This window comes from Streptomyces sp. GL_140, from assembly GCF_057834465.1.
Window position 1 is genome coordinate 4,790,455 of sequence record NZ_CM174404.1, and the last position, 19,631, is coordinate 4,810,085.

Consider the following 19,631-nt stretch of genomic DNA (forward strand, 5'->3'; position numbering starts at 1 on the left):
GCATGACGGAGACCACGGTCGGCATCGGCGGAGCTGCGGAGAGCACCGACATGGTGCTCAACATCGGCCCCCAGCACCCTTCCACGCACGGCGTGCTGCGCCTGCGGCTCGTCCTGGACGGCGAGCGCATCGTCAGCGCCGAGCCGGTGGTCGGCTATATGCACCGCGGCGCCGAGAAACTCTTCGAGGCCCGCGACTACCGGCAGATCGTGATGCTCGCGAACCGCCACGACTGGCTGTCCGCGTTCTCCAACGAGCTCGGTGTGGTCATGGCCGTCGAGCGGATGCTCGGCATGGAGGTCCCCGAGCGGGCCGTGTGGATGCGGACCCTGCTCGCCGAACTGAACCGGGTGCTGAACCACCTGATGTTCCTCGGCTCGTACCCGCTGGAGCTGGGCGGGATCACCCCGATCTTCCACGCGTTCCGCGAGCGCGAGGAGCTCCAGGCCGTCATGGAGGAGATCTCCGGCGGCCGCATGCACTACATGTTCAACCGGGTCGGCGGCCTCAAGGAGGACCTCCCGGCCGGCTGGCTCGGCCGGGCCCGCGCCGCCATCGCCGACGTGAACACCCGCATGGACGTCTACGACAAGCTGGTCCGCGGCAACGAGATCTTCCGCGCCCGCACCCGCGGCGTCGGCGTCCTGTCCGCCGAGGCCGTGCACGCGTACGGGGTCTCCGGCCCGATCGCCCGCGCCTCCGGCGTCGACTTCGACCTGCGCCGCGACGAGCCCTACCTCGCCTACGGGGAGCTCCAGGACGTCCTGAAGGTCGTCACCCGCACCGAGGGCGACTGCCTGGCCCGCTTCGAGGTCCTGCTGGAGCAGACCCACAATGCGCTCGACCTGGCGGTCGCCTGCCTGGACCGGATGGACGACCTGGCGCCCGGCCCCATCAACCAGCGCCTCCCCAAGGTGCTGAAGGCGCCCGAGGGCGAGACGTACGCGTGGACCGAGAACCCGCTCGGGATCAACGGCTACTACCTGGTCTCCAAGGGCGAGAAGACCCCGTACCGGCTCAAGCTGCGCTCGGCCTCGTACAACAACATCCAGGCCCTGGCCGTGCTGCTGCCCGGACAGCTGGTCGCGGACATGGTCTCGATCCTCGGCTCGCTGTTCTTCGTGGTGGGGGACATCGACAAATAACGGCACCCGAGGCCCCGAGCTCCTAGGCTGCCGTCATGACCTCAGGCATGAGCGCCGGCATACCGGGGGACGCGTTCGCGTCCTACCTGGCCCGGCTCGGCATCACCGGACCCCTCGGCGCGCCGTCGGCCGAGGGGCTCTTCGCCCTCCAGCGGGCCCACCTGGAGCGCGTCCCGTACGAGAACGTCGACATCCAGCTCGGCCGGTCCGTCGGCATCGACCCGGGGCTGTCGGTACGCCGCTTCGCCGCCGGGCGCGGCGGGTACTGCTTCCACCTCAACGGGGCCTTCGCGGCGCTCCTGGACCACCTCGGCTACGCGGTCACGCGGCACCTCGGCGGCGTACTCGCGGAGCCGGAGCCGGACGCGGAATCCGCGGACGGCTCCGACGCCGGGGCCGGGCCCGTGAGCGGCAACCACCTCGCGCTCACCGTCTGCGTGGACGGGGCGGAGTACTTCGTGGACGCCGGGCTGGGCGACGGCCCGTACGAGCCGCTGCCGCTGCGCGAAGGCGCGTACCGGCAGGGCGGGTTCGACTACGCCCTGGAGCGGCTGGACGCGCGGGGCTGGACCTACCGAAACCCGGGCAGTTCCGCCGCCGTCGTCAACTTCCTCTCCGCGCCCGCGAAGACGGCCGACTTCGAGGCCGAGCACGTCCGGCTGTCGACCTCCGAGGAGTCCGGTTTCGTACGGGCCTTCGCGGCCCTGCGGCGCGACGCGGAAGGCATCGACGTGCTGCGCGGCCGGGTGCTGAGCCGGATCGGTCCGAAGGACACCGCGGAACGGGTGCTGGAGGGCCCGGAGGAGTTCTACGCCGTACTGGAAGGCGTCTTCGGGCGGGAGCTCGACGATCTGACCCCCGTCGACCGGGCCGCGCTGTGGACGCGGGTGGACGCCGCCCACGAGGCCTGGCTGGAGACCCGCCGCACCTGAGGGCAGACTTGGGGCCATGTCCCACTCACCGCGCAGAGCCTGCCCCACATGCGGCCGCGACTGCGCCGTCACCGCAGGGCGGATCGCCCGCCACGACCCGCCGTCCGGCCGGGGGCGCGGCGACCTGGTGTCCTGCCCGGGCTCCCGGGCCCGGGTGATGCTCGGCGCCTCGGCCCCGACCCTGGACGGCTTCACCCTGTCTCCGCACCCGGGCCAGCTCCCGCTGTTCTAGGTCGCCCCCTTCGGCCCGTCACCGCGAAGGGGTGGGCGGGGGCCGCTGCCCCCGCCCACCCCTTCGTACCGGCTTTTCGGTGGTGCCTACTTCGTCACGTCGTGGTCGTGACCCGGGCGCAGGCCGCCGCCCGTGCCGGAGCCGGTGGTCGGCTTCGAGACGACCGGCTGCGACAGCGGGGCGAGGTCGTACGCGTAGTGGCCGACCGCGTTCGCGATGACGTCGACGTTGATGTCGAGCGCCTTCTGGTCGATGTTCGCGATCGTGTCGCCCTTGCCGTGGTAGTTCACGTCGTACGCGACGCCGGCCTGGCCGCCGAACTTCGCGGCCTGCTCGGCCGTCTTGATGCCCTCGGCGCCCGTGTCGGTGCCGCCGGAGGGGATGCCGGCGTCGATGAACGGGCCGTAGTCCGAGCGCCCGGTGAAGTCGGAGCCCTCGTGCGGGATGCCGCGGCCGTCGAGGAAGTCGGTGATGCCCTTCTCCAGCTGCGCGGAGCCCTCGGGGCCGGGGCCCGAGCCGACCTTGTCCGAGTCGTCGCCGTCGTAGACGAAGTACGCGGCGTTGGGCGAGGCGATCATGTCGAAGTTGAGGTAGAGCTTGATCTGCTTCTTCTGTGCGTCCGTCAGACCGCCGACGTACGCCTCGGAGCCGAGCAGGCCGAACTCCTCCGCCGACCACCAGGCGAACTTGACCTTGTTCTTGATCTTCGTCTGGCTGCTCGCGAGCCGCTGCGCGACCTGCAGGATGCCGGCCGAGCCCGAGCCGTTGTCGTTGATGCCCGGACCCGCCGCGACGGAGTCGAGGTGCGCGCCGAGGAAGACGGTGTTGTTCTCGTCGCCGCCGCGGGTCTCCGCGATGACGTTGAACGTCTTGCGGTTCTCCCGGAACTCCCGGATGTCGAGGGTGACCTGGACCGGTCCGGCCGTGGCCTCGGCGGCGAGCTTCTCGCCCTCCTCCTGGGAGACGCCGCCGGTCGGGACCTTGCCCGCGTCCGGCCCGCCGAGGGTGCCGTTGAGGGCGCCCGCCGTGTTGTTGTAGATGACCGCGCCGACCGCGCCGGCCGCCGCCGCGTTCTGCTGCTTGGCCGCGAAGGTGCAGCCGCCGCGCTTGATCAGGGCGATCCTGGCGGTGAAGGCGCCCGCGGCGAAGTCGCCGGGGTCGCAGCCGTTGGTTCCGTCCGCGTCGACGGGGACGACGGCGACCTGGGCCGTCACGCCGTTCGCCGGGCCGCTGGCGGTGTAGGTCATCAGCTTGACCGGGATGTCGCGGCCGCCCGCGCCGTTGACCTTCAGGGTCTCGGCGATCGTCTGGACGTAGACGAAGTCGAACTCGTTCCGGGTGACCTTGTACCCGGCCGCCTTCATGACGGCCTCGACGTACTTGGCCGACTGCTCGTGGCCCTTGGAGCCCGCGACGCGGGTGCCCTTGTTGTAGTCGGCGATGGCCTGCAGGACCTTCAGGTGGTTGTTGGCGCCCTTGCCGGTCGCCTCCTTGACCAGTTTCTTGGCCAGCGCGTCGCCCCTGGCGGCATCGCTCTGGGGACTGCCGGTGGCTCCGGCCGGTCCGGCGAGGAGCAGGGGGGAGACGAGGGCCGCGGCGGCCAGGGCGGCGGTGGCTGCGGCTATACGGCGTGCGGGCATACAGAGTCCTTCCACGGCAGGTGCAGGTGCAGGTGCAAGTGCAGGCGCAGGTGCGGGAGCAGGTGCAGATGAGACGTGTTGCGTGGGGGAGTGGTGGACGCACGTTAAACACTAAACAGTGGGCAAAGCCAGGGTTTTCACTGATTCCGGGTCGTGAAATCCGTATATCGGTGAATCCGGGCCGCCGGAAACCGGCCAACGCCCGCTGTTCGTACGGCCGCTGAGCGGCAGCACGGAACTACCGCAAGATGCCCTCGATGAAATCGGAGCCGATCCGTGCGACCGCCGCGAGATCCAACTGGTGCTGGACGTAGCGACCCTGACGGCGGGTCTTGAGGAGCCCGGCCTTCTTCATCACCGCCAGATGGCGCGACACCTCCGGCGCGGTGATCCCGTACGCGGCCGCGAGCTCGCCGGTCGTGTACGGCGCGCGCGCCAGGCTGCGGCACAGCATCATCCGCATCGGATGGGCCAGGGCCTCCATGCGCCGCTGGAGCAGCTCCACCGACCCCGGGGAAGAGGCCAGTTCGGGGGAGCCGAGCGGGTAGTGGATGACCGGACGCCAACCGGGGGCGTGCAGCACCAGCAGGTGCGGCCAGCCGAAGTTCGTCGGCACGAAGAGCAGGCCGTCGCCTATTCGGGGATCGGTGGCGGTCGTGGACCCGTGCACCATCTTGTCCACGGTGACGGTGGTCAGCCCCTCGTCGACGCTCAGCGCCGAGGAGACCTCCTTGAGCACCGCGGGCAGCCCCTTGTGCCGCAGCAGCTCCGTCTTGTGGCGGGCGTCCGCGCTCTGCCGGGGCTCGATCCGCCGCCAGGTCTCCGCGAAGAAGGCCTCGTCGCAGTCCTCCGCGAGCCGCCGCAGCCACACCCGGACCGCCGCGGTGTCGTCGAGCACCCGCACCGCGAATTCCAGCTGGCGGGGCCCGCGCGCGGACGCCGACTCCAGTGCCTTGGCCCGGGTACGGGGGTCGGTGAGCGGGGACGGCCCGCCGGCCTCGCCGTAGAACGCCAGCCGGCAGTGCTCCAGCGCCGCCGTCACGAACCGTTCGTCGTCCAGCCGGTCGAGCACGTCGAGTTCGTCGGCCAGCGTCGCGCCGGGCCGGCCGGAGCCGCCCGGAATCCCCGCGTAAGCCATGAAGAGGTCGGCGAAGGAGCTGCGCCACATGAAATCGCCCTCCAGCAGCCGGTCCGCGATGCACGGATCCAGGGAGGCTGCGGTGGTGGCGGTCCAGGAGGCGAGCCCGGGGTGGTGGCCGGGCTGGGAGAGCGCGTGCAACGCCATGCAGAGCTCCGCGAGCGGGGACGGCGCGAAGCCGATCCGCTCCGCGGGGAGCCCGGTGATGTCGATGGTCACGCTCATCGCATCATTCTGCCGGTGCGCCGGCCGCGCGAATGACGGGACGCACCCGCCTTCGCCCCAGCGGGCCACCCGAACGCGGCCGTACGGCCGACGCCCGGACGGCGCTCGCGGACGGCGCGGGCGGCTCCTTGCTCAGCTTTCGTAGTGATAGCGGCACGCGGCGATGCGGACCGTGTCGTCCACGATCTTGTAGACGAGGCGGTGCTCATCGTTGATCCGGCGGGACCAGTAGCCCTGGAAGCCGTGCTTGAGGGGTTCGGGCTTGCCGATGCCCTCGTTGCCGTTGCGCGTCACGTCCGCGATCAGCGTGTTGATTCTCTTCAGGAGTCTCCGGTCCTGGGCCTGCCACCACAGGTAGTCGTCCCATGCGGATTCGTCCCAGACCGGCTTCATTCCGCCGCCAGCTCCCGCACGGCGCCCTCGCCGCTCTCCAGCCGGTCGATCGAGGCCAGCAGCCGCCTGGCGTTCGCCGGGCTCCGCAGCAGGTACGCCGTCTCCTTCAAGGACTGGTAGTCCTCCAGGGAAACGATGACGACCGGGTCGTGTCCGGCACGCGTGATCACGATCTCTTCGCGGTCGTCGTTGACCGCGTCGAGTACCTCGGCGTACCGGGCGCGGGACTCGGAGTACGTCATTGTCTTCATGGCCTACCTCCTCTTAGTTGTACAGGAAACTGTACGTCGAACCTTTCGGGGTCGCAAGGCTCCGGCGGGCGCGGGCTACAGGCGGGCCACGAAGCCCCGTACCGCCTCCGTCACGTCCGCCGCCGTCCAGGACAGGCCCGGCTCGGTGACCTCCAGCTCCGTCACCGACAGGCCCGGCGGGCCGTCCGGGGACCAGCGGCGGAAGAGGAGCGTGCCCGTCTCCTCCGCCAGCCGGACGCCCGCCCGCGTGAGGCGGTCCGCGTCGTACGGGAGCCACACCTGGAACTGGTGGGTGTGCGGGACCTCCGGATTGATCCGGAACCAGGGGACCTCGGGGGACGAGCCCAGGGCCGCGGAAAGGGCGGACGCCACCACCCGCGCCTGCGCGACGTAGGAGGGGAGCTTCGGGAGCTCCCGCTCCAGCCCGGCCAGGGCGGAGAGCGCGGCAGGGAACTGGCGGAAGATCTGGCCCCCGTACCGGTGGCGCCAGACCCTGGCCTCCGAGACGAGGGAGGCGGACCCGGCGAGGGCCGCGCCGCTGATGCCGCCGAGCGACTTGTAGAAGGAGACGTACACCGAGTCCGCCAGCTCCACGATCTCCGGGAGGGTGCGGTCGAAGTGGACCGTGGACTCCCACAGCCGGGCACCGTCGATGTGGACGACCGCCTCGCGCTCCCGGGCGGTGGCCACCAGGGCCGACAGCTCCTCCCACGTGGGCAGCAGGAAACCGGAGTCCCGCAGCGGCAGCTCCAGCATCAGCGTCCCGAACGGCTCCGGCAGCTCGGCGATCTCCGAAGCCGTCGGCTGGCGCGGCTCGCCCGTCGTGTGGACGGTCCGCAGCCCGGAGACCGTGGACAGCGCCCCGCCCTCCCAGCGCTCCGGATGGCTCATCGGGTGCAGGGCGACCACCGGGTTCCCGGTCCGGCCGGCCCAGCAGCGCAGCGCGATCTGCTGGGCCATGGTCCCGGTCGGGAAGAACGCCGCGTCCTCGGTCCCCAGCAGCTCCGCGACCCGCCGTTCCAGCCGGGCCACGACCCCGTCGCCGTAGATGTCGCCCGGCTCGTCGGGATCCGGGGCCAGGTCCCCCAGGTCCGCCAGCAACCCGGCGACGGTCTGCTCCCGCATGCTGTGCGACAGCTTGCGCGCAGCCGCCCGCCCGGCCGCCACGAGCCGCTCGGCCACCTGCTCGGCGTTCCCCCCGGCGGTCCCCTCGGCCGCCTGTTCCGGCACCCGCTCCGCCACCGCTTCCACGTCCTCGCTCATGCCTCGATCATCGCCGACCGGCCGGCACGGGCAGGGGCCGAGCGGTCGCGGGGAGGTGGGGCACGCCTCGACGCCGCCCGGAGGCGTGCCCCACCTCCCCGCGACCGCTTAGCATGGCGGCGTATCGTCCGGTACCCCCCGCGGACTGGAACGGAAGGCCTTCCCCGCGTGAACACAACCCCCCAGGCGGAGCGCCCGGCCAGGCTCTCCGTCGGTGTAGTCGGAGCAGGCCGCGTCGGCCCCGCGCTGGCCCGTGCCCTGCAGCAGACCGGACACCGGCCCGTGGCCGTGTCCGGAGTCTCCGACGCCTCGCGCCGGCGCGCCGAGCGGATGCTGCCGGACGTGCCGGTCGTATCGCCCGCGCAGGTCCTCCAGGCCTCCGACCTCGTCCTGCTGACCGTCCCCGACGACGCCCTGCCCCCGCTGGTGCAGGGCCTCGCCGAGACCGGCGCGGTCCGCCCCGGCCAGCTCCTCGTCCACACCTCCGGGCGCTACGGGGTCGCCGTGCTGGACCCGGCCCGCCGCGCGGGCGCGCTCCCGCTGGCCCTGCACCCCGCGATGACCTTCACCGGCACCGAGGTGGACGTACAGCGCCTGGCCGGCTGCTCCTTCGGCGTGACCGCCCCCGACGAGCTGCGGCTCGCCGCGGAGGCCCTGGTCATCGAGATGGGCGGGGAGCCCGAGTGGATCGCCGAGGTGAACCGCCCGCTCTACCACGCGGCCCTCGCCCTCGGATCGAACCACCTGGTCACCCTGGTCGCCCAGTCGATGGAACTGCTGCGCAAGGCGGGCGTCGAACACCCCGACCGGATGCTCGGCCCGCTGCTGGGCGCGGCCCTCGACAACGCCCTGCGGTCCGGTGACGCCGCCCTGACCGGCCCGGTGGCCCGGGGCGACGCCGGCACGGTCGCCGCGCACGTCTCGGAGCTGCGCAAGCACGCCCCGGGCACGGTCGCCGGATACCTCGCGATGGCCCGCACCACCGCGGACCGGGCGCTCGCGCACGGTCTGCTCAAGCCCGAACTCGCCGAGGACCTCCTCGGCGTCCTCGCCGACAGCGCCGAGGACCTCCGACTCGGCGGCCCCGGCGGCCACGACGGCCACGAAGGCCACGACGGCGACGAAGGCCGCGACGGCCTGGGAGACGGTGACCGATGATCCTCCTCGACACCGCCGCCGAGCTCCACGAGCTCCCCCGCGCCGCCGCCACCGGCCGCCGCGCTGTGGTCATGACCATGGGCGCCCTCCACGAGGGCCACGCCACCCTGGTCCGCGCCGCCCGCGCCCAGGCCGGCCCCGACGGGCAGGTCGTGGTCACCGTCTTCGTCAACCCCCTCCAGTTCGGGGCGAACGAGGACCTCGACCGCTACCCCCGCACCCTCGATGCCGACCTGGCGCTGGCCGAAGCGGCCGGCGCCGACGCCGTGTTCGCCCCCGCCGTCGAGGAGGTCTACCCCGGCGGCGACCCCCAGGTGCGGATCAGCGCCGGCCCGATGGGCGAGCGCCTCGAAGGCTCCACCCGCCCCGGCCACTTCGACGGCATGCTGACCGTCGTCGCCAAGCTCCTCCACCTCACCCGCCCCGACCTGGCCCTCTTCGGCCAGAAGGACGCGCAGCAACTCGCGCTGATCCGGCGGATGGTGACCGACCTGAACTTCCCCGTGGAGGTGGTCGGCGTACCGACCGTCCGCGAGGAGGACGGGCTCGCGCTGTCCTCGCGCAACCGCTACCTCTCGCCCGTGGAGCGCCGCACCGCCCTCGCCCTGTCCCGCGCCCTGTTCGCCGGGCGCGACCGGCTCGCCGCCCAGGCCGCGCTGCTGGACCGCGCCGAGGCCCAGGGGACCCCGGCCGGCGACGAGCGGGCCACCGGCCTGGCCCGGCTCGGCGAGATCCGCGCCTCCGCCGACGCGCACGCCGTCTCGGCGGCCGTCGCGGGGGTCCCGGGAGCCGGACTGCCGGACGCCGTACGGGCCGCCGCGCGACACGTCCTGGTGGAGGCGGCCCGGCACGAGCCGCCCCTCGTACTGGACTACCTGGCGCTGGTGGACCCGCAGGACTTCACCGATGCCGGCCCAGGCTTCAGCGGGCAGGCAGTGCTGGCCGTCGCCGCGAAAGTGGGCACGACCCGGCTGATCGACAACATTCCATTGGAGTTCGGAGCACACGCGTGAGCACCCCAGGCAGAGGTCCCGAAACAGCGGGCACCGGCACCGGCCCCGGCACCGACCAGGCCCCCGGCCCCGGCACCGGCATACGGCTGCACGCCCCGGCCCCCGGCTGGTCCGTGGACGCCGACGTCGTGGTCGTCGGATCCGGAGTCGCGGGCCTGACCGCCGCACTGCGCTGCGCCGCCGCGGGCCGCCGTACGGTCGTCGTCACCAAGGCCCGCCTCGACGACGGTTCCACCCGCTGGGCCCAGGGCGGCATCGCCGCCGCCCTCGGCGACGGGGACACCCCCGAGCAGCACCTGGAGGACACCCTCGTCGCGGGCGCGGGCCTGTGCGACGAGGCCGCCGTCCGGCTCCTGGTCACCGAGGGCCCCGACGCCGTGCGCCGCCTCATCGCGGCCGGCGCCGTCTTCGACACCTCCGCCGAGACCGGCGAGATAGAGCTCACCCGCGAGGGCGGCCACCACCGCCGCCGCATCGCGCACGCGGGCGGCGACGCCACCGGCGCCGAGATCTCCCGCGCCCTCGTCGAAGCCGTCCAGGCGGCGGGCATCGAGACCGTGGAGAACGCCCTCGTCCTGGACCTCCTCCAGGACGCGCAGGGCCGTACCGCGGGCGTCACCCTGCACGTCATGGGCGAGGGCCAGCACGACGGGGTCGGCGCCGTCCACGCGCCCGCCGTCATCCTCGCGACCGGCGGCATGGGACAGGTCTTCTCCGCGACCACCAACCCCTCCGTCTCCACCGGCGACGGGGTGGCGCTCGCGCTGCGCGCCGGAGCCGAGGTCTCCGACCTCGAGTTCGTGCAGTTCCACCCCACCGTGCTGTTCCTCGGCCCCGACGCCGAAGGCCAGCAGCCCCTGGTGTCGGAGGCGGTCCGCGGCGAAGGCGCGTACCTCGTCGACGCCGACGGCGTCCGCTTCATGCTCGGCCAACACGAGCTCGCCGAGCTCGCCCCCCGCGACATCGTCGCCAAGGGCATCACGCGCCGCATGCAGGAGCAGGGCACGCTGCACATGTACCTGGACGGCCGGCACTTCGGCGCCCGGATGTGGGAGCAGCGCTTCCCGACCATCCTGGCCGCCTGCCGCTCGCACGGCATCGACCCGGTCACCGAGCCCATCCCCGTCGCCCCGGCCGCGCACTACGCCTCCGGCGGCGTCCGGACCGACCTGCACGGCCGCACCACGGTCCCCGGCCTGTACGCGTGCGGGGAGGTCGCCTGCACCGGGGTGCACGGCGCGAACCGGCTCGCCTCCAACTCCCTGCTGGAGGGCCTGGTCTTCGCCGAGCGGATCGCCGACGAGATCATCGGGAACCCGCCGACCGGCAACGGCCCCGGCATCCCCGTCCCGGCCACCGGCCCCCTCCAGCCCGCCGAGGCGCGGTACGAGATCCAGCGCATCATGACCGACGGCGCGGGCGTGCTCCGCTCCGCCGAGTCGCTGAGCCGGGCCGCCGCCGCCCTCGAAGGCCTCTACACGACGGCCCTCACCAAGCTGGAGTCCCAGGGCAAGACGGCCGTCCCCGGCACCGAGACCTGGGAGGCCACCAACCTGCTGTGCGTGGCCCGGGTCCTGGTCGCCGCCGCCCAGCGGCGCGCGGAGACCCGCGGCTGCCACTGGCGCGAGGACCACCCCGACCGGGACGACGCCGCCTGGCGCCGCCACCTCGTGGTACGCCTGTCGGAGGCAAGGCGGCGGGCCCTGGTCGTCACGCCCACCGACTCGGCGGACTTCCCTTCCGTACAGATCCCCCTGAGCACCGACAGCCTGGAGCAGTAACCGTGAGCACGCACGAGCACGAGAACGAGCACGAGCACAACGAACTCCCCCTCGTCGGGCAGAGCGAGGGCGGCTGCGGCGACGACTGCGCCTGCGGCGAGGGCGAGGAGACCGGTCTCGACCCGGCGCTGGCCCAGCTGCTCGTGGACGCGGGCCTGGACCCGATCGAGGTCGAGGACATCGCGCACATGGCGATCTCCGAGGACCTGGACGGCGGGGTCGACGTGACCACCGTCGCCACCGTCCCCGAGGACGCCGTGGCCACCGCCGACTTCACCGCCCGCGAGGCGGGCACCGTCGCCGGCCTGCGCGTCGCCGAGGCCGTCCTGTCCGTCGTCTGCACCGACGCCTTCGAGGTGGAGCGGCACGCCGAGGACGGGGACCGCGTCGAGCCGGGCCAGGTCCTGCTGTCGGTACGGGCCCGCACCCGCGACCTGCTCACCGGCGAGCGCAGCGCCCTGAACCTGCTCTGCCTGATGTCGGGCATCGCCACGGCCACCCGCGCCTGGGCCGACGAGCTGGAGGGCACCAAGGCCAAGGTCCGCGACACCCGCAAGACCACCCCCGGCCTGCGCTGCCTGGAGAAGTACGCGGTGCGCTGCGGCGGCGGTGTCAACCACCGGATGTCGCTCTCCGACGCGGCGCTGGTCAAGGACAACCACGTGATCGCCGCGGGCGGCGTCCGCGAGGCGTTCAAGGCCGTCCGCGAGCAGTTCCCGGACCTGCCCATCGAGGTCGAGGTGGACACCCTCCAGCAGGTCCGCGAGGCCCTGGACGCGGGCGCCGACCTGATCCTGCTCGACAACTTCACCCCGATCGAGACCGAGGAGGCGGTGGCGCTGGTCCACGGCCGCGCGGTGCTGGAGTCCTCGGGCCGCCTCACCATGCACAACGCCCGCGCTTACGCCGAGACGGGCGTCGACTACCTGGCGGTCGGCGGCCTCACGCACTCCTCCCCGATCCTGGACATCGGCCTCGATCTGCGCGAGGCGGTGTAACCCGTGCTCCTCACCATCGACGTGGGCAATACCCATACGGTCCTGGGCCTGTTCGACGGTGACGAGATCGTCGAGCACTGGCGCATCTCGACCGACCCGCGCCGTACGGCCGACGAGATGGCCGTGCTGATGCAGGGGCTGATGGGCATGCACCCGATGCTCGGCAACGAGCTCGGCGACGGCATCCACGGCATCGCGATCTGCTCGACGGTCCCCTCCGTCCTGCACGAGCTCCGCGAGGTCACCCGCCGCTACTACGGCGATGTCCCCGCGGTCCTCGTGGAGCCCGGCATCAAGACGGGCGTCCCGATCCTGATGGACAACCCGAAGGAGGTCGGCGCGGACCGCATCATCAACGCGGTCGCGGCCGTCGAGCTCTACGGGGGCCCCGCGATCGTCGTCGACTTCGGTACGGCGACCACCTTCGACGCCGTGTCCGCGAAGGGCGAGTACGTGGGCGGGGTGATCTCCCCGGGCATCGAGATCTCCATGGAGGCCCTCGGCGTACGCGGGGCCCAGCTCCGCAAGATCGAGCTGGCCCGCCCGCGCAACGTCATCGGCAAGTCCACGGTCGAGGCGATGCAGTCCGGCGTGGTCTACGGGTTCGCGGGCCAGGTCGACGGGATCGTGACCCGCATGGCCAAGGAGCTGGCCGGCCCGAACGGCGCCCCGGACGACGTCCGCGTCATCGCCACGGGCGGCCTGGCCCCGATCGTCCTGGGCGAGGCCTCGGTCATCGACGACCACGAGCCCTGGCTGACCCTGATCGGCCTGCGGCTGGTCTACGAGCGCAACGCGCCGAACTTCGAGTAGCCGGACCGCGTCCCCCCGGCCGGACCCGCGCCCGAGCGCGGGTTCCCGCCGGGGCCGGGCGCGGCCCCGGTCCCATACGCTCCGCCCGGGGTCCGCCGAAGTATTTTCCGCAGAAATGGCCGGAGTGGGCCAGTCCCGGGGATACCGTCGCCCCACGAGAAATACCGGGAGCTCGTCCACGGCGCCGCACGCGCCTGTGAACGGAGGAGACACGATGACAGCTCGGCCCGCTCGGCCCGAATGGCAGAAGTCGTCCTATTGCGGTGACGGCACCGCCTGCGTATATGTCGCCTCCGCCCCCGGGGCCCTGGTGCGGGTGGCGGACCGGGCGGACCCGGCCCATCTGGTGATGGCCACCACCCGCGCGGCCTGGGCGGAATTCCTCCGGACGGTCAAGGAAACCGTCTGAGCCCTTGGCGGCCCAAAGGCCTTGCGCGGCGAATACGCCGCGCCGCGCGCGTGTCCACTCAAGGGGTTTTGTCCGATTAGCGCGTATCTTCGGCCCATGCCCACGCCCTACGGATCCCGCGGCGGCATGGCGTTCAGCGCTGAAGAGCTTCACATGCTCAGGCGTTCGCTCGCTCACGCCCTTCAGTCCTCGACGGCCCCCCTGACGCCGGTCGAGGTCCAGGACTGCCTGCGCCTCGCGGCGTCGGTGGACGACGCGGTCCAGGAGGCGGAGCGGCTCAGAGAGTTCCTCCTCGCCGACCTGGCCCGATACAGAGCCGCGCTGCCGGGGAGCCTCTCGGGCTACCTGGAGCTGCTCCAGGACGCCCTGGCCGCCGGATACGAGCCGGTGCCCGACGACCTCGCCGCCCTGCGGGCGCTGCGCGCCAATCCGGTCGCGGCAGCCCTGCTGGACCGGGCGCAGGGCGTCGCGGAGCGCTCGGTGCGCCGCCGGCTGTCCATGACCCCCCTGCCGCGCACCCGGCTGCTGTCCCTGGCGGGCGGCGTGGGTGCGGACGCCGGGCCGGGCACGGGCTCCGGCTCGGGCTCCGGCTCGGGCTCGGGCTCCGGTTCGGGCAAGGACAAGGACAAGGACAAGGACAAGGACAAGGACAAGGACAAGGACAAGGACAAGGACAAGGAACCCGGGCAGCCGCAGCCCGACGACCGGCCCGCGCGGCCCATTCCGACGCCGGGCGAGGTCTTCCCGCCGCGCCGCAAGCCCACCCCGCCCCCGGCGGCCGGGCGCGCGGTCGGCTAGCTAGGCTGGGGGCATGGACTACGTTTCCGCGCTCGTGCCCCCCTTCGTGATGGCCGTGTTCTTCATCGCTCTCGTCGTGACGATCGTGAAGAGTCAGGGCGGTGCCAACAAGGCCAAGGAGGACGCGGTGGTCGACGCCGTGCTCGCCCGCGCCGACGCCGCCCGCCAGTCGCAGGCGTCCCCCTCCCAGCAGTAGGCGGTAACCCCTCGGGAGAGGGGCGGGAGTACGGCCTCGGAGCCGTACTCCCCCTGACCACGTCGGGGACCCCTGTCCGATCGAGTCGGGGGGACCCCCGAATTTTTCTTGCGCCTTGCCGCCCGAATGGCCGGGCAATTCCCCACATCCCGCACTATCGTGCTGCTGTGCCTCGCCCCTTGGGAGAACTCGAAGACGCAGTCATGACGCGGGTGTGGCAGTGGAACCGCCCGGTCACCGTTCGCGAAGTCCTGGAAGACCTTCAGCAGGAACGCTCCATCGCGTACACCACGGTCATGACCGTTATGGACAATCTTCATCAGAAGGGCTGGGTTCGCCGGGAAGCGGAAGGCCGCGCCTATCGATATACGGCGGTTTCCACCCGTGCCGCCTACTCGGCCGCACTGATGAACGAAGCCTGGTCCACGAGCGACAACCCCGCCGCCGCCCTGGTGGCCTTCTTCGGCATGATGTCGCCCGAGCAGCGGGAGTCCCTCCGGGACGCCGTACGGATCGTGCAGCCGGCGGAGGAGACCCACGATCCCGCGGAGTCCGCGGAGTCCGCCGAAGGCGACTCCGGCGGACAGCCGGCCGACCGGGGACGATAACGTCCGGGCCATGGGTGAGTTTTCCGCTGCACATGCAAAAACAGTGACGATCCGCCGAGCGCGCACAGGTGATGTTCACGCGCTGCGCCGCCTGCTCGACCAGTACGTGCAGCAGCGCATCCTGCTCGACAAAGCCCCGGTGGTCCTTTACGAGGACATCCAGGAGTTCTGGGTCGCCGAACGCGATACCGACGGCCAGGTCGTGGGCTGCGGCGCACTCCACGTGATGTGGGAAGACCTCGCCGAAGTCCGCACTCTTGCGGTCGACCGGGAGTTGAAGGGTGCCGGAGTCGGCCACCAGGTGCTCGACAAACTGTTGCAGACGGCCCGCAGGCTCGGTGTGAGCCGGGTTTTCTGCCTGACCTTCGAAGTGGACTTCTTCGCCAAGCACGGGTTCGTCGAGATCGGCGAGACCCCGGTCGAGACCGATGTCTACATGGAGCTGCTGCGTTCCTATGACGAGGGTGTCGCCGAGTTCCTCGGTCTCGAACGAGTGAAGCCGAACACCTTGGGCAACAGTCGGATGCTTCTGCACCTCTGACCGATCAAGCCGATTTCCCCCGGGCTCCCGTGCGTGTGGCCTATGTCCGAATCGCGTACGTTTCCCAACCCGTTGCGGACCCGAACCTCTCGCTGGGGGTTTGTGTTTTCCAGGCAAAAGCGGTTTCCTTTCCGTGTACTGCTTTTCGATGAAAGGAAATCCCGGTGGCACAGAAGGTTCAGGTCCTTCTTGTCGACGACCTCGACGGCGGCGAGGCGGACGAGACGGTGACGTTCGCTCTGGATGGCAAGACCTACGAGATCGACCTCACCACCGCCAACGCTGAAAAGCTCCGCGGCCTGCTCGACCCGTACACCAAGGGCGGTCGCCGCATCGGTGGCCGTGCCGCCGCCACCGGCCGCGCCAAGGGCCGTTCCGCGGCGGCGGCCGGTAACCCGGACACCGCCGTCATTCGCGCCTGGGCCAAGACGAACGGCTTCAGCGTGAATGACCGCGGTCGCGTTCCCGCCGAGATCCGCGACGCCTACGAGAAGGCTTCCGCCTGATCGGTCCGGCCCGTCCGGACGGTGCGCCGAAGTCGCGCCCGGTGGCATTCCGTCGCCGCGGCCGCGACCAGGCGTACGAGATCGGGCCCGCCCGCGGGCCCGGCGCCCTGCCCCGCACCGGGCAGGGCGGGTAGCAGCACCTCACACCTCTGCTCGGGGGGCCGCAGCCACACAGCGGCCCCCCGAGGGCTTCCCTCCGGCCCCACAGGGTGTCCCGGAGGCGCCGGAGCGGTGATCCGGCCGCCCGCACCCAGGGCGGTGAGGTCCAGGGCGATCCCGCCCCACTCCAGCCAGTCGAGCAGCCCGTCCAGCTCGTCGGCGGCCCCCGCGGCCACCAGGAACCGCATCCTGCGGCCCATGACCGCCACCGGGCCCGTGGCGACGCGTCTGCGGAGCACCGCGGTCCCGGCATCGGCCGGCAGCTCCAGTACGTCGAACCGCACTCCGGTCACCAGCTGTACGGGCGGTCCCGCGGCGACGGTCCAGCCGAGCACGCGCTCGTACCAGGACGCCGGATCGTCCTCGCTCCCGGACGGGGCGCGGGGGAGCGGGACGGTGACGGGCGGCGCGGTGAGAGCCATGACCGGAGCAACTCCCGAAACGCTCCGGGGTTACGCGCGATGTGACGTACCGCACTCGTGTGAATGCGGAACGTAAACCTCCGTGGGGTCGGAGTCTCACATTCGGGACGGAAACGTGTTCGCCCGTAGCGGAGGGAACCGGCGTCACATGCATGGAGTGTCAGTCCTTACGGGTAAGACATTCCTAGTGGATCGGGGCCGACACGCTGATTTGAGGCGCCCCGGACCGGCTTCCGTTCGCCATCGGCGTACACGTGTTGTGGGTATCTGCCTGGCCTGCGGGAACATCGTCTCCCACCATCGGGTTGGAGCAGTTGTCGGCACTTACAGCCGGGTTTTCCCACGGACGTGAGGGTGAGCCGCGGACGGATGTCGGCAGTTGGAATGAGCTGTCCCGCCCCGCGGGACTAGCATGCGGAAGGACAGGGCGGGGACCGACCCCGAACTGCCCGACCGCTCTGAGGAGCGATAAACGATGTTCGAGAGGTTCACCGACCGCGCGCGGCGGGTTGTCGTCCTGGCTCAGGAAGAAGCCCGGATGCTCAACCACAACTACATCGGCACTGAGCACATCCTCCTGGGCTTGATCCACGAGGGTGAGGGTGTCGCCGCTAAGGCCTTGGAGAGCCTCGGGATTTCGCTCGAGGCTGTTCGCCAGCAGGTTGAGGAGATCATCGGCCAGGGGCAGCAGGCCCCGTCCGGCCACATCCCCTTCACCCCGCGGGCGAAGAAGGTCCTGGAGCTTTCGCTCCGAGAGGCCCTCCAGCTCGGCCACAACTACATCGGCACCGAGCACATCCTGCTCGGCCTGATCCGCGAGGGCGAGGGCGTCGCCGCCCAGGTCCTCGTGAAGCTGGGCGCCGATCTCAACCGAGTCCGGCAGCAGGTCATCCAGCTGCTCTCCGGCTACTCCGGCGGAGGCAAGGAGTCGGCCACTGCCGGCGGCCCGGCCGAGGGCACGCCCTCGACCTCGCTCGTCCTGGACCAGTTCGGCCGCAACCTCACGCAGGCCGCTCGCGAATCCAAGCTCGACCCGGTCATCGGGCGCGAGAAGGAGATCGAGCGGGTCATGCAGGTGCTCTCCCGCCGGACCAAGAACAACCCGGTCCTCATCGGCGAGCCCGGCGTCGGCAAGACCGCCGTCGTCGAGGGCCTGGCCCAGGCGATCGTCAAGGGCGAGGTCCCCGAGACCCTCAAGGACAAGCACCTCTACACGCTTGACCTGGGTGCCCTGGTCGCCGGTTCCCGTTACCGCGGTGACTTCGAAGAGCGCCTCAAGAAGGTCCTCAAGGAGATCCGCACCCGCGGCGACATCATCCTGTTCATCGACGAGCTCCACACCCTCGTGGGTGCGGGTGCCGCCGAGGGCGCGATCGACGCCGCCAGCATCCTGAAGCCCATGCTGGCCCGTGGTGAGCTCCAGACCATCGGTGCCACGACGCTCGACGAGTACCGCAAGCACCTTGAGAAGGACGCCGCTCTCGAGCGCCGCTTCCAGCCGATCCAGGTGGCGGAGCCTTCCCTCCAGCACACCATCGAGATCCTCAAGGGCCTGCGCGACCGCTACGAGGCCCACCACCGCGTCTCCATCACGGACGAGGCGCTCGTGCAGGCGGCCACCCTGGCCGACCGGTACATCTCGGACCGCTTCCTCCCGGACAAGGCGATCGACCTGATCGACGAGGCCGGCTCCCGGATGCGCATCCGCCGGATGACCGCGCCGCCGGACCTCCGCGAGTTCGACGAGAAGATCGCGAACGTGCGTCGCGACAAGGAGTCGGCCATCGACTCCCAGGACTTCGAGAAGGCGGCTTCCCTCCGTGATTCGGAGAAGCAGCTGCTGGCGGCGAAGGCCAAGCGCGAGAAGGAATGGAAGGCCGGCGACATGGACGTCGTCGCCGAGGTCGACGGCGAGCTCATCGCCGAAGTCCTGGCGACCGCGACCGGCATTCCGGTGTTCAAGCTGACCGAGGAGGAGTCCTCGCGACTCCTGCGCATGGAGGACGAGCTCCACCGTCGCGTCATCGGCCAGAAGGACGCCATCAAGGCGCTCTCCCAGGCGATCCGCCGCACCCGTGCGGGTCTGAAGGACCCGAAGCGTCCCGGTGGCTCGTTCATCTTCGCCGGTCCGTCCGGTGTCGGTAAGACCGAGCTCTCCAAGACGCTCGCCGAATTCCTCTTCGGCGACGAGGACGCGCTGATCTCCCTCGACATGTCGGAGTTCAGCGAGAAGCACACGGTTTCCCGTCTCTTCGGTTCGCCCCCCGGCTACGTGGGCTACGAAGAGGGCGGCCAGCTGACCGAGAAGGTCCGCCGGAAGCCGTTCTCCGTCGTCCTCTTCGACGAGGTCGAGAAGGCGCACCCGGATATCTTCAATTCCCTTCTCCAGATCCTGGAAGACGGTCGTCTGACCGACTCCCAGGGCCGGGTCGTGGACTTCAAGAACACGGTCATCATCATGACGACCAACCTGGGTACGCGGGACATCTCGAAGGGCTTCAACCTGGGCTTCGCGGCCCAGGGCGACACGAAGACCGGATACGACCGGATGAAGGCGAAGGTCAACGAAGAGCTCAAGCAGCACTTCCGGCCCGAGTTCCTCAACCGTGTCGACGACACCGTCGTCTTCCACCAGCTCACCGAGGAAGACATCGTCCAGATCGTCGACCTGATGATCGCCAAGGTGGACGACCGCCTCAAGGACCGCGACATGGGCATCGAGCTCAGTGCCGAGGCCAAGGCGCTGCTCGCCAAGCGCGGCTACGACCCGATCATGGGTGCGCGTCCGCTGCGCCGCACGATCCAGCGCGAGATCGAGGACATCCTGTCGGAGAAGATCCTCTTCGGCGAGCTGCGCCCCGGTCACATCGTGGTCGTCGGCAAGGAGGGTGAGGGCGACGAAGCCAAGTTCACCTTCCGCGGCGAGGAGAAGACCCCGATCTCGGACCTTCCCCCGATCGAGGCCACCGGCTCCGGCCCGGACCTCTCCAAGGGTGCGTAGCCGATAGCC

The 19,631-nt window shown here is 71.1% G+C and carries 21 protein-coding genes; 15 read left to right on the forward strand and 6 right to left on the reverse strand.

Annotated features, from left to right (window positions below):
* Positions 1-2: 2 nt before the first annotated feature.
* Genes AC3IYJ_RS22235 through AC3IYJ_RS22245 form a run of 3 tightly spaced genes read left to right on the forward strand, consistent with a single transcriptional unit; the run spans position 3 to position 2,309 of the window.
* On the forward strand, positions 3-1,145 hold the full coding sequence (locus AC3IYJ_RS22235) for an NADH-quinone oxidoreductase subunit D (RefSeq protein ID WP_489396535.1): 1,143 nt from the start codon (positions 3-5) through the stop codon (positions 1,143-1,145).
* Between the two features lie 35 nt (positions 1,146-1,180).
* Positions 1,181-2,077, forward strand: coding sequence for an arylamine N-acetyltransferase family protein (locus AC3IYJ_RS22240; protein WP_489396536.1), 897 nt, complete (start codon positions 1,181-1,183; stop codon positions 2,075-2,077).
* Between the two features lie 16 nt (positions 2,078-2,093).
* Positions 2,094-2,309 carry a hypothetical protein gene (locus AC3IYJ_RS22245; RefSeq protein WP_489396537.1) on the forward strand — a complete coding sequence of 72 codons (216 nt, stop codon included), beginning with the start codon at positions 2,094-2,096 and terminating at the stop codon, positions 2,307-2,309.
* An 86-nt stretch (positions 2,310-2,395) separates the two neighbouring features.
* On the opposite strand, the gene AC3IYJ_RS22250 is transcribed toward AC3IYJ_RS22245, so the two are convergent.
* The 5 genes from AC3IYJ_RS22250 to AC3IYJ_RS22270 form a co-directional block, all read right to left on the reverse strand.
* Positions 2,396-3,949 carry a M28 family metallopeptidase gene (locus tag AC3IYJ_RS22250; protein ID WP_489396538.1) on the reverse strand — a complete coding sequence of 518 codons (1,554 nt, stop codon included), beginning with the start codon at positions 3,947-3,949 and terminating at the stop codon, positions 2,396-2,398.
* Between the two features lie 238 nt (positions 3,950-4,187).
* Positions 4,188-5,306: a DUF5937 family protein gene (locus AC3IYJ_RS22255; protein WP_489402885.1), complete on the reverse strand. Its 1,119-nt coding sequence runs from the start codon at positions 5,304-5,306 to the stop codon at positions 4,188-4,190.
* Between the two features lie 138 nt (positions 5,307-5,444).
* A complete protein-coding gene (locus AC3IYJ_RS22260; RefSeq protein ID WP_489396539.1) occupies positions 5,445-5,705 on the reverse strand; it encodes a Txe/YoeB family addiction module toxin in 261 nt (86 codons plus the stop codon).
* A complete protein-coding gene (locus AC3IYJ_RS22265; RefSeq protein WP_489396540.1) occupies positions 5,702-5,956 on the reverse strand; it encodes a type II toxin-antitoxin system Phd/YefM family antitoxin in 255 nt (84 codons plus the stop codon). Before AC3IYJ_RS22265 ends, AC3IYJ_RS22260 begins: the two co-directional genes overlap by 4 nt.
* Before the next feature lie 75 nt (positions 5,957-6,031).
* Positions 6,032-7,219: a threonine aldolase family protein gene (locus tag AC3IYJ_RS22270; protein ID WP_489396541.1), complete on the reverse strand. Its 1,188-nt coding sequence runs from the start codon at positions 7,217-7,219 to the stop codon at positions 6,032-6,034.
* A 168-nt stretch (positions 7,220-7,387) separates the two neighbouring features.
* Between AC3IYJ_RS22270 and AC3IYJ_RS22275 the strand changes: the two genes are divergently transcribed.
* From AC3IYJ_RS22275 to AC3IYJ_RS22325, 11 genes are all read left to right on the forward strand, one after another.
* Positions 7,388-8,377 (forward strand): Rossmann-like and DUF2520 domain-containing protein, encoded by a 990-nt coding sequence (locus AC3IYJ_RS22275; protein WP_489396542.1) that lies wholly within the window; start codon positions 7,388-7,390, stop codon positions 8,375-8,377.
* Positions 8,374-9,390 (forward strand): pantoate--beta-alanine ligase, encoded by a 1,017-nt coding sequence (panC, locus tag AC3IYJ_RS22280; RefSeq protein WP_489396543.1) that lies wholly within the window; start codon positions 8,374-8,376, stop codon positions 9,388-9,390. Before AC3IYJ_RS22275 ends, panC begins: the two co-directional genes overlap by 4 nt.
* A gap of 80 nt (positions 9,391-9,470) precedes the next feature.
* A complete protein-coding gene (locus AC3IYJ_RS22285; RefSeq protein ID WP_489402886.1) occupies positions 9,471-11,171 on the forward strand; it encodes an L-aspartate oxidase in 1,701 nt (566 codons plus the stop codon).
* A 2-nt stretch (positions 11,172-11,173) separates the two neighbouring features.
* The gene (nadC, locus tag AC3IYJ_RS22290) at positions 11,174-12,169 is read left to right on the forward strand and encodes a carboxylating nicotinate-nucleotide diphosphorylase (RefSeq protein ID WP_489396544.1); all 996 of its coding nucleotides are present in this window, start codon (positions 11,174-11,176) and stop codon (positions 12,167-12,169) included.
* Between the two features lie 3 nt (positions 12,170-12,172).
* On the forward strand, positions 12,173-12,982 hold the full coding sequence (locus tag AC3IYJ_RS22295) for a type III pantothenate kinase (protein ID WP_489396545.1): 810 nt from the start codon (positions 12,173-12,175) through the stop codon (positions 12,980-12,982).
* Positions 12,983-13,196: 214 nt separating this feature from the next.
* Positions 13,197-13,391 carry a DUF397 domain-containing protein gene (locus AC3IYJ_RS22300; RefSeq protein ID WP_489396546.1) on the forward strand — a complete coding sequence of 65 codons (195 nt, stop codon included), beginning with the start codon at positions 13,197-13,199 and terminating at the stop codon, positions 13,389-13,391.
* A gap of 96 nt (positions 13,392-13,487) precedes the next feature.
* Positions 13,488-14,189 carry a hypothetical protein gene (locus tag AC3IYJ_RS22305; RefSeq protein ID WP_489396547.1) on the forward strand — a complete coding sequence of 234 codons (702 nt, stop codon included), beginning with the start codon at positions 13,488-13,490 and terminating at the stop codon, positions 14,187-14,189.
* A 13-nt stretch (positions 14,190-14,202) separates the two neighbouring features.
* A complete protein-coding gene (locus tag AC3IYJ_RS22310; RefSeq protein WP_489396548.1) occupies positions 14,203-14,385 on the forward strand; it encodes a hypothetical protein in 183 nt (60 codons plus the stop codon).
* A gap of 167 nt (positions 14,386-14,552) precedes the next feature.
* The gene (locus AC3IYJ_RS22315; protein ID WP_489396549.1) at positions 14,553-14,993 is read left to right on the forward strand and encodes a BlaI/MecI/CopY family transcriptional regulator; all 441 of its coding nucleotides are present in this window, start codon (positions 14,553-14,555) and stop codon (positions 14,991-14,993) included.
* Positions 14,994-15,003: 10 nt separating this feature from the next.
* Positions 15,004-15,534: an amino-acid N-acetyltransferase gene (locus AC3IYJ_RS22320; RefSeq protein WP_489396550.1), complete on the forward strand. Its 531-nt coding sequence runs from the start codon at positions 15,004-15,006 to the stop codon at positions 15,532-15,534.
* A gap of 164 nt (positions 15,535-15,698) precedes the next feature.
* Entirely contained in the window at positions 15,699-16,040 is a 342-nt protein-coding gene (locus AC3IYJ_RS22325) for a histone-like nucleoid-structuring protein Lsr2 (protein ID WP_489396551.1), read from the forward strand.
* On the opposite strand, the gene AC3IYJ_RS22330 is transcribed toward AC3IYJ_RS22325, so the two are convergent.
* Entirely contained in the window at positions 16,019-16,621 is a 603-nt protein-coding gene (locus AC3IYJ_RS22330; protein ID WP_489396552.1) for an SCO3374 family protein, read from the reverse strand. The two genes, AC3IYJ_RS22325 and AC3IYJ_RS22330, sit on opposite strands and share 22 nt — an antisense overlap.
* A gap of 475 nt (positions 16,622-17,096) precedes the next feature.
* Here AC3IYJ_RS22330 and AC3IYJ_RS22335 point away from each other — a divergent pair, with 475 nt between their 5' ends.
* Positions 17,097-19,622 carry an ATP-dependent Clp protease ATP-binding subunit gene (locus AC3IYJ_RS22335; RefSeq protein ID WP_371617258.1) on the forward strand — a complete coding sequence of 842 codons (2,526 nt, stop codon included), beginning with the start codon at positions 17,097-17,099 and terminating at the stop codon, positions 19,620-19,622.
* Positions 19,623-19,631 lie beyond the last annotated feature (9 nt).

Bases quoted from the DNA above. Each gene is read 5' to 3' on its own strand.
- AC3IYJ_RS22245 (WP_489396537.1), top strand. From the start codon at position 2,094: ATGTCCCACTCACCGCGCAGAGCCTGCCCCACATGCGGCCGCGACTGC.
- AC3IYJ_RS22270 (WP_489396541.1), bottom strand. From the start codon at position 7,219: ATGAGCGAGGACGTGGAAGCGGTGGCGGAGCGGGTGCCGGAACAGGCG.
- AC3IYJ_RS22330 (WP_489396552.1), bottom strand. From the start codon at position 16,621: ATGGCTCTCACCGCGCCGCCCGTCACCGTCCCGCTCCCCCGCGCCCCG.
- AC3IYJ_RS22265 (WP_489396540.1), bottom strand. From the start codon at position 5,956: ATGAAGACAATGACGTACTCCGAGTCCCGCGCCCGGTACGCCGAGGTA.
- AC3IYJ_RS22305 (WP_489396547.1), top strand. From the start codon at position 13,488: ATGCCCACGCCCTACGGATCCCGCGGCGGCATGGCGTTCAGCGCTGAA.
- AC3IYJ_RS22235 (WP_489396535.1), top strand. From the start codon at position 3: ATGACGGAGACCACGGTCGGCATCGGCGGAGCTGCGGAGAGCACCGAC.
- AC3IYJ_RS22240 (WP_489396536.1), top strand. From the start codon at position 1,181: ATGACCTCAGGCATGAGCGCCGGCATACCGGGGGACGCGTTCGCGTCC.
- AC3IYJ_RS22300 (WP_489396546.1), top strand. From the start codon at position 13,197: ATGACAGCTCGGCCCGCTCGGCCCGAATGGCAGAAGTCGTCCTATTGC.
- AC3IYJ_RS22260 (WP_489396539.1), bottom strand. From the start codon at position 5,705: ATGAAGCCGGTCTGGGACGAATCCGCATGGGACGACTACCTGTGGTGG.
- AC3IYJ_RS22335 (WP_371617258.1), top strand. From the start codon at position 17,097: ATGTTCGAGAGGTTCACCGACCGCGCGCGGCGGGTTGTCGTCCTGGCT.
- panC (WP_489396543.1), top strand. From the start codon at position 8,374: ATGATCCTCCTCGACACCGCCGCCGAGCTCCACGAGCTCCCCCGCGCC.
- AC3IYJ_RS22250 (WP_489396538.1), bottom strand. From the start codon at position 3,949: ATGCCCGCACGCCGTATAGCCGCAGCCACCGCCGCCCTGGCCGCCGCG.
- AC3IYJ_RS22320 (WP_489396550.1), top strand. From the start codon at position 15,004: ATGGGTGAGTTTTCCGCTGCACATGCAAAAACAGTGACGATCCGCCGA.
- AC3IYJ_RS22310 (WP_489396548.1), top strand. From the start codon at position 14,203: ATGGACTACGTTTCCGCGCTCGTGCCCCCCTTCGTGATGGCCGTGTTC.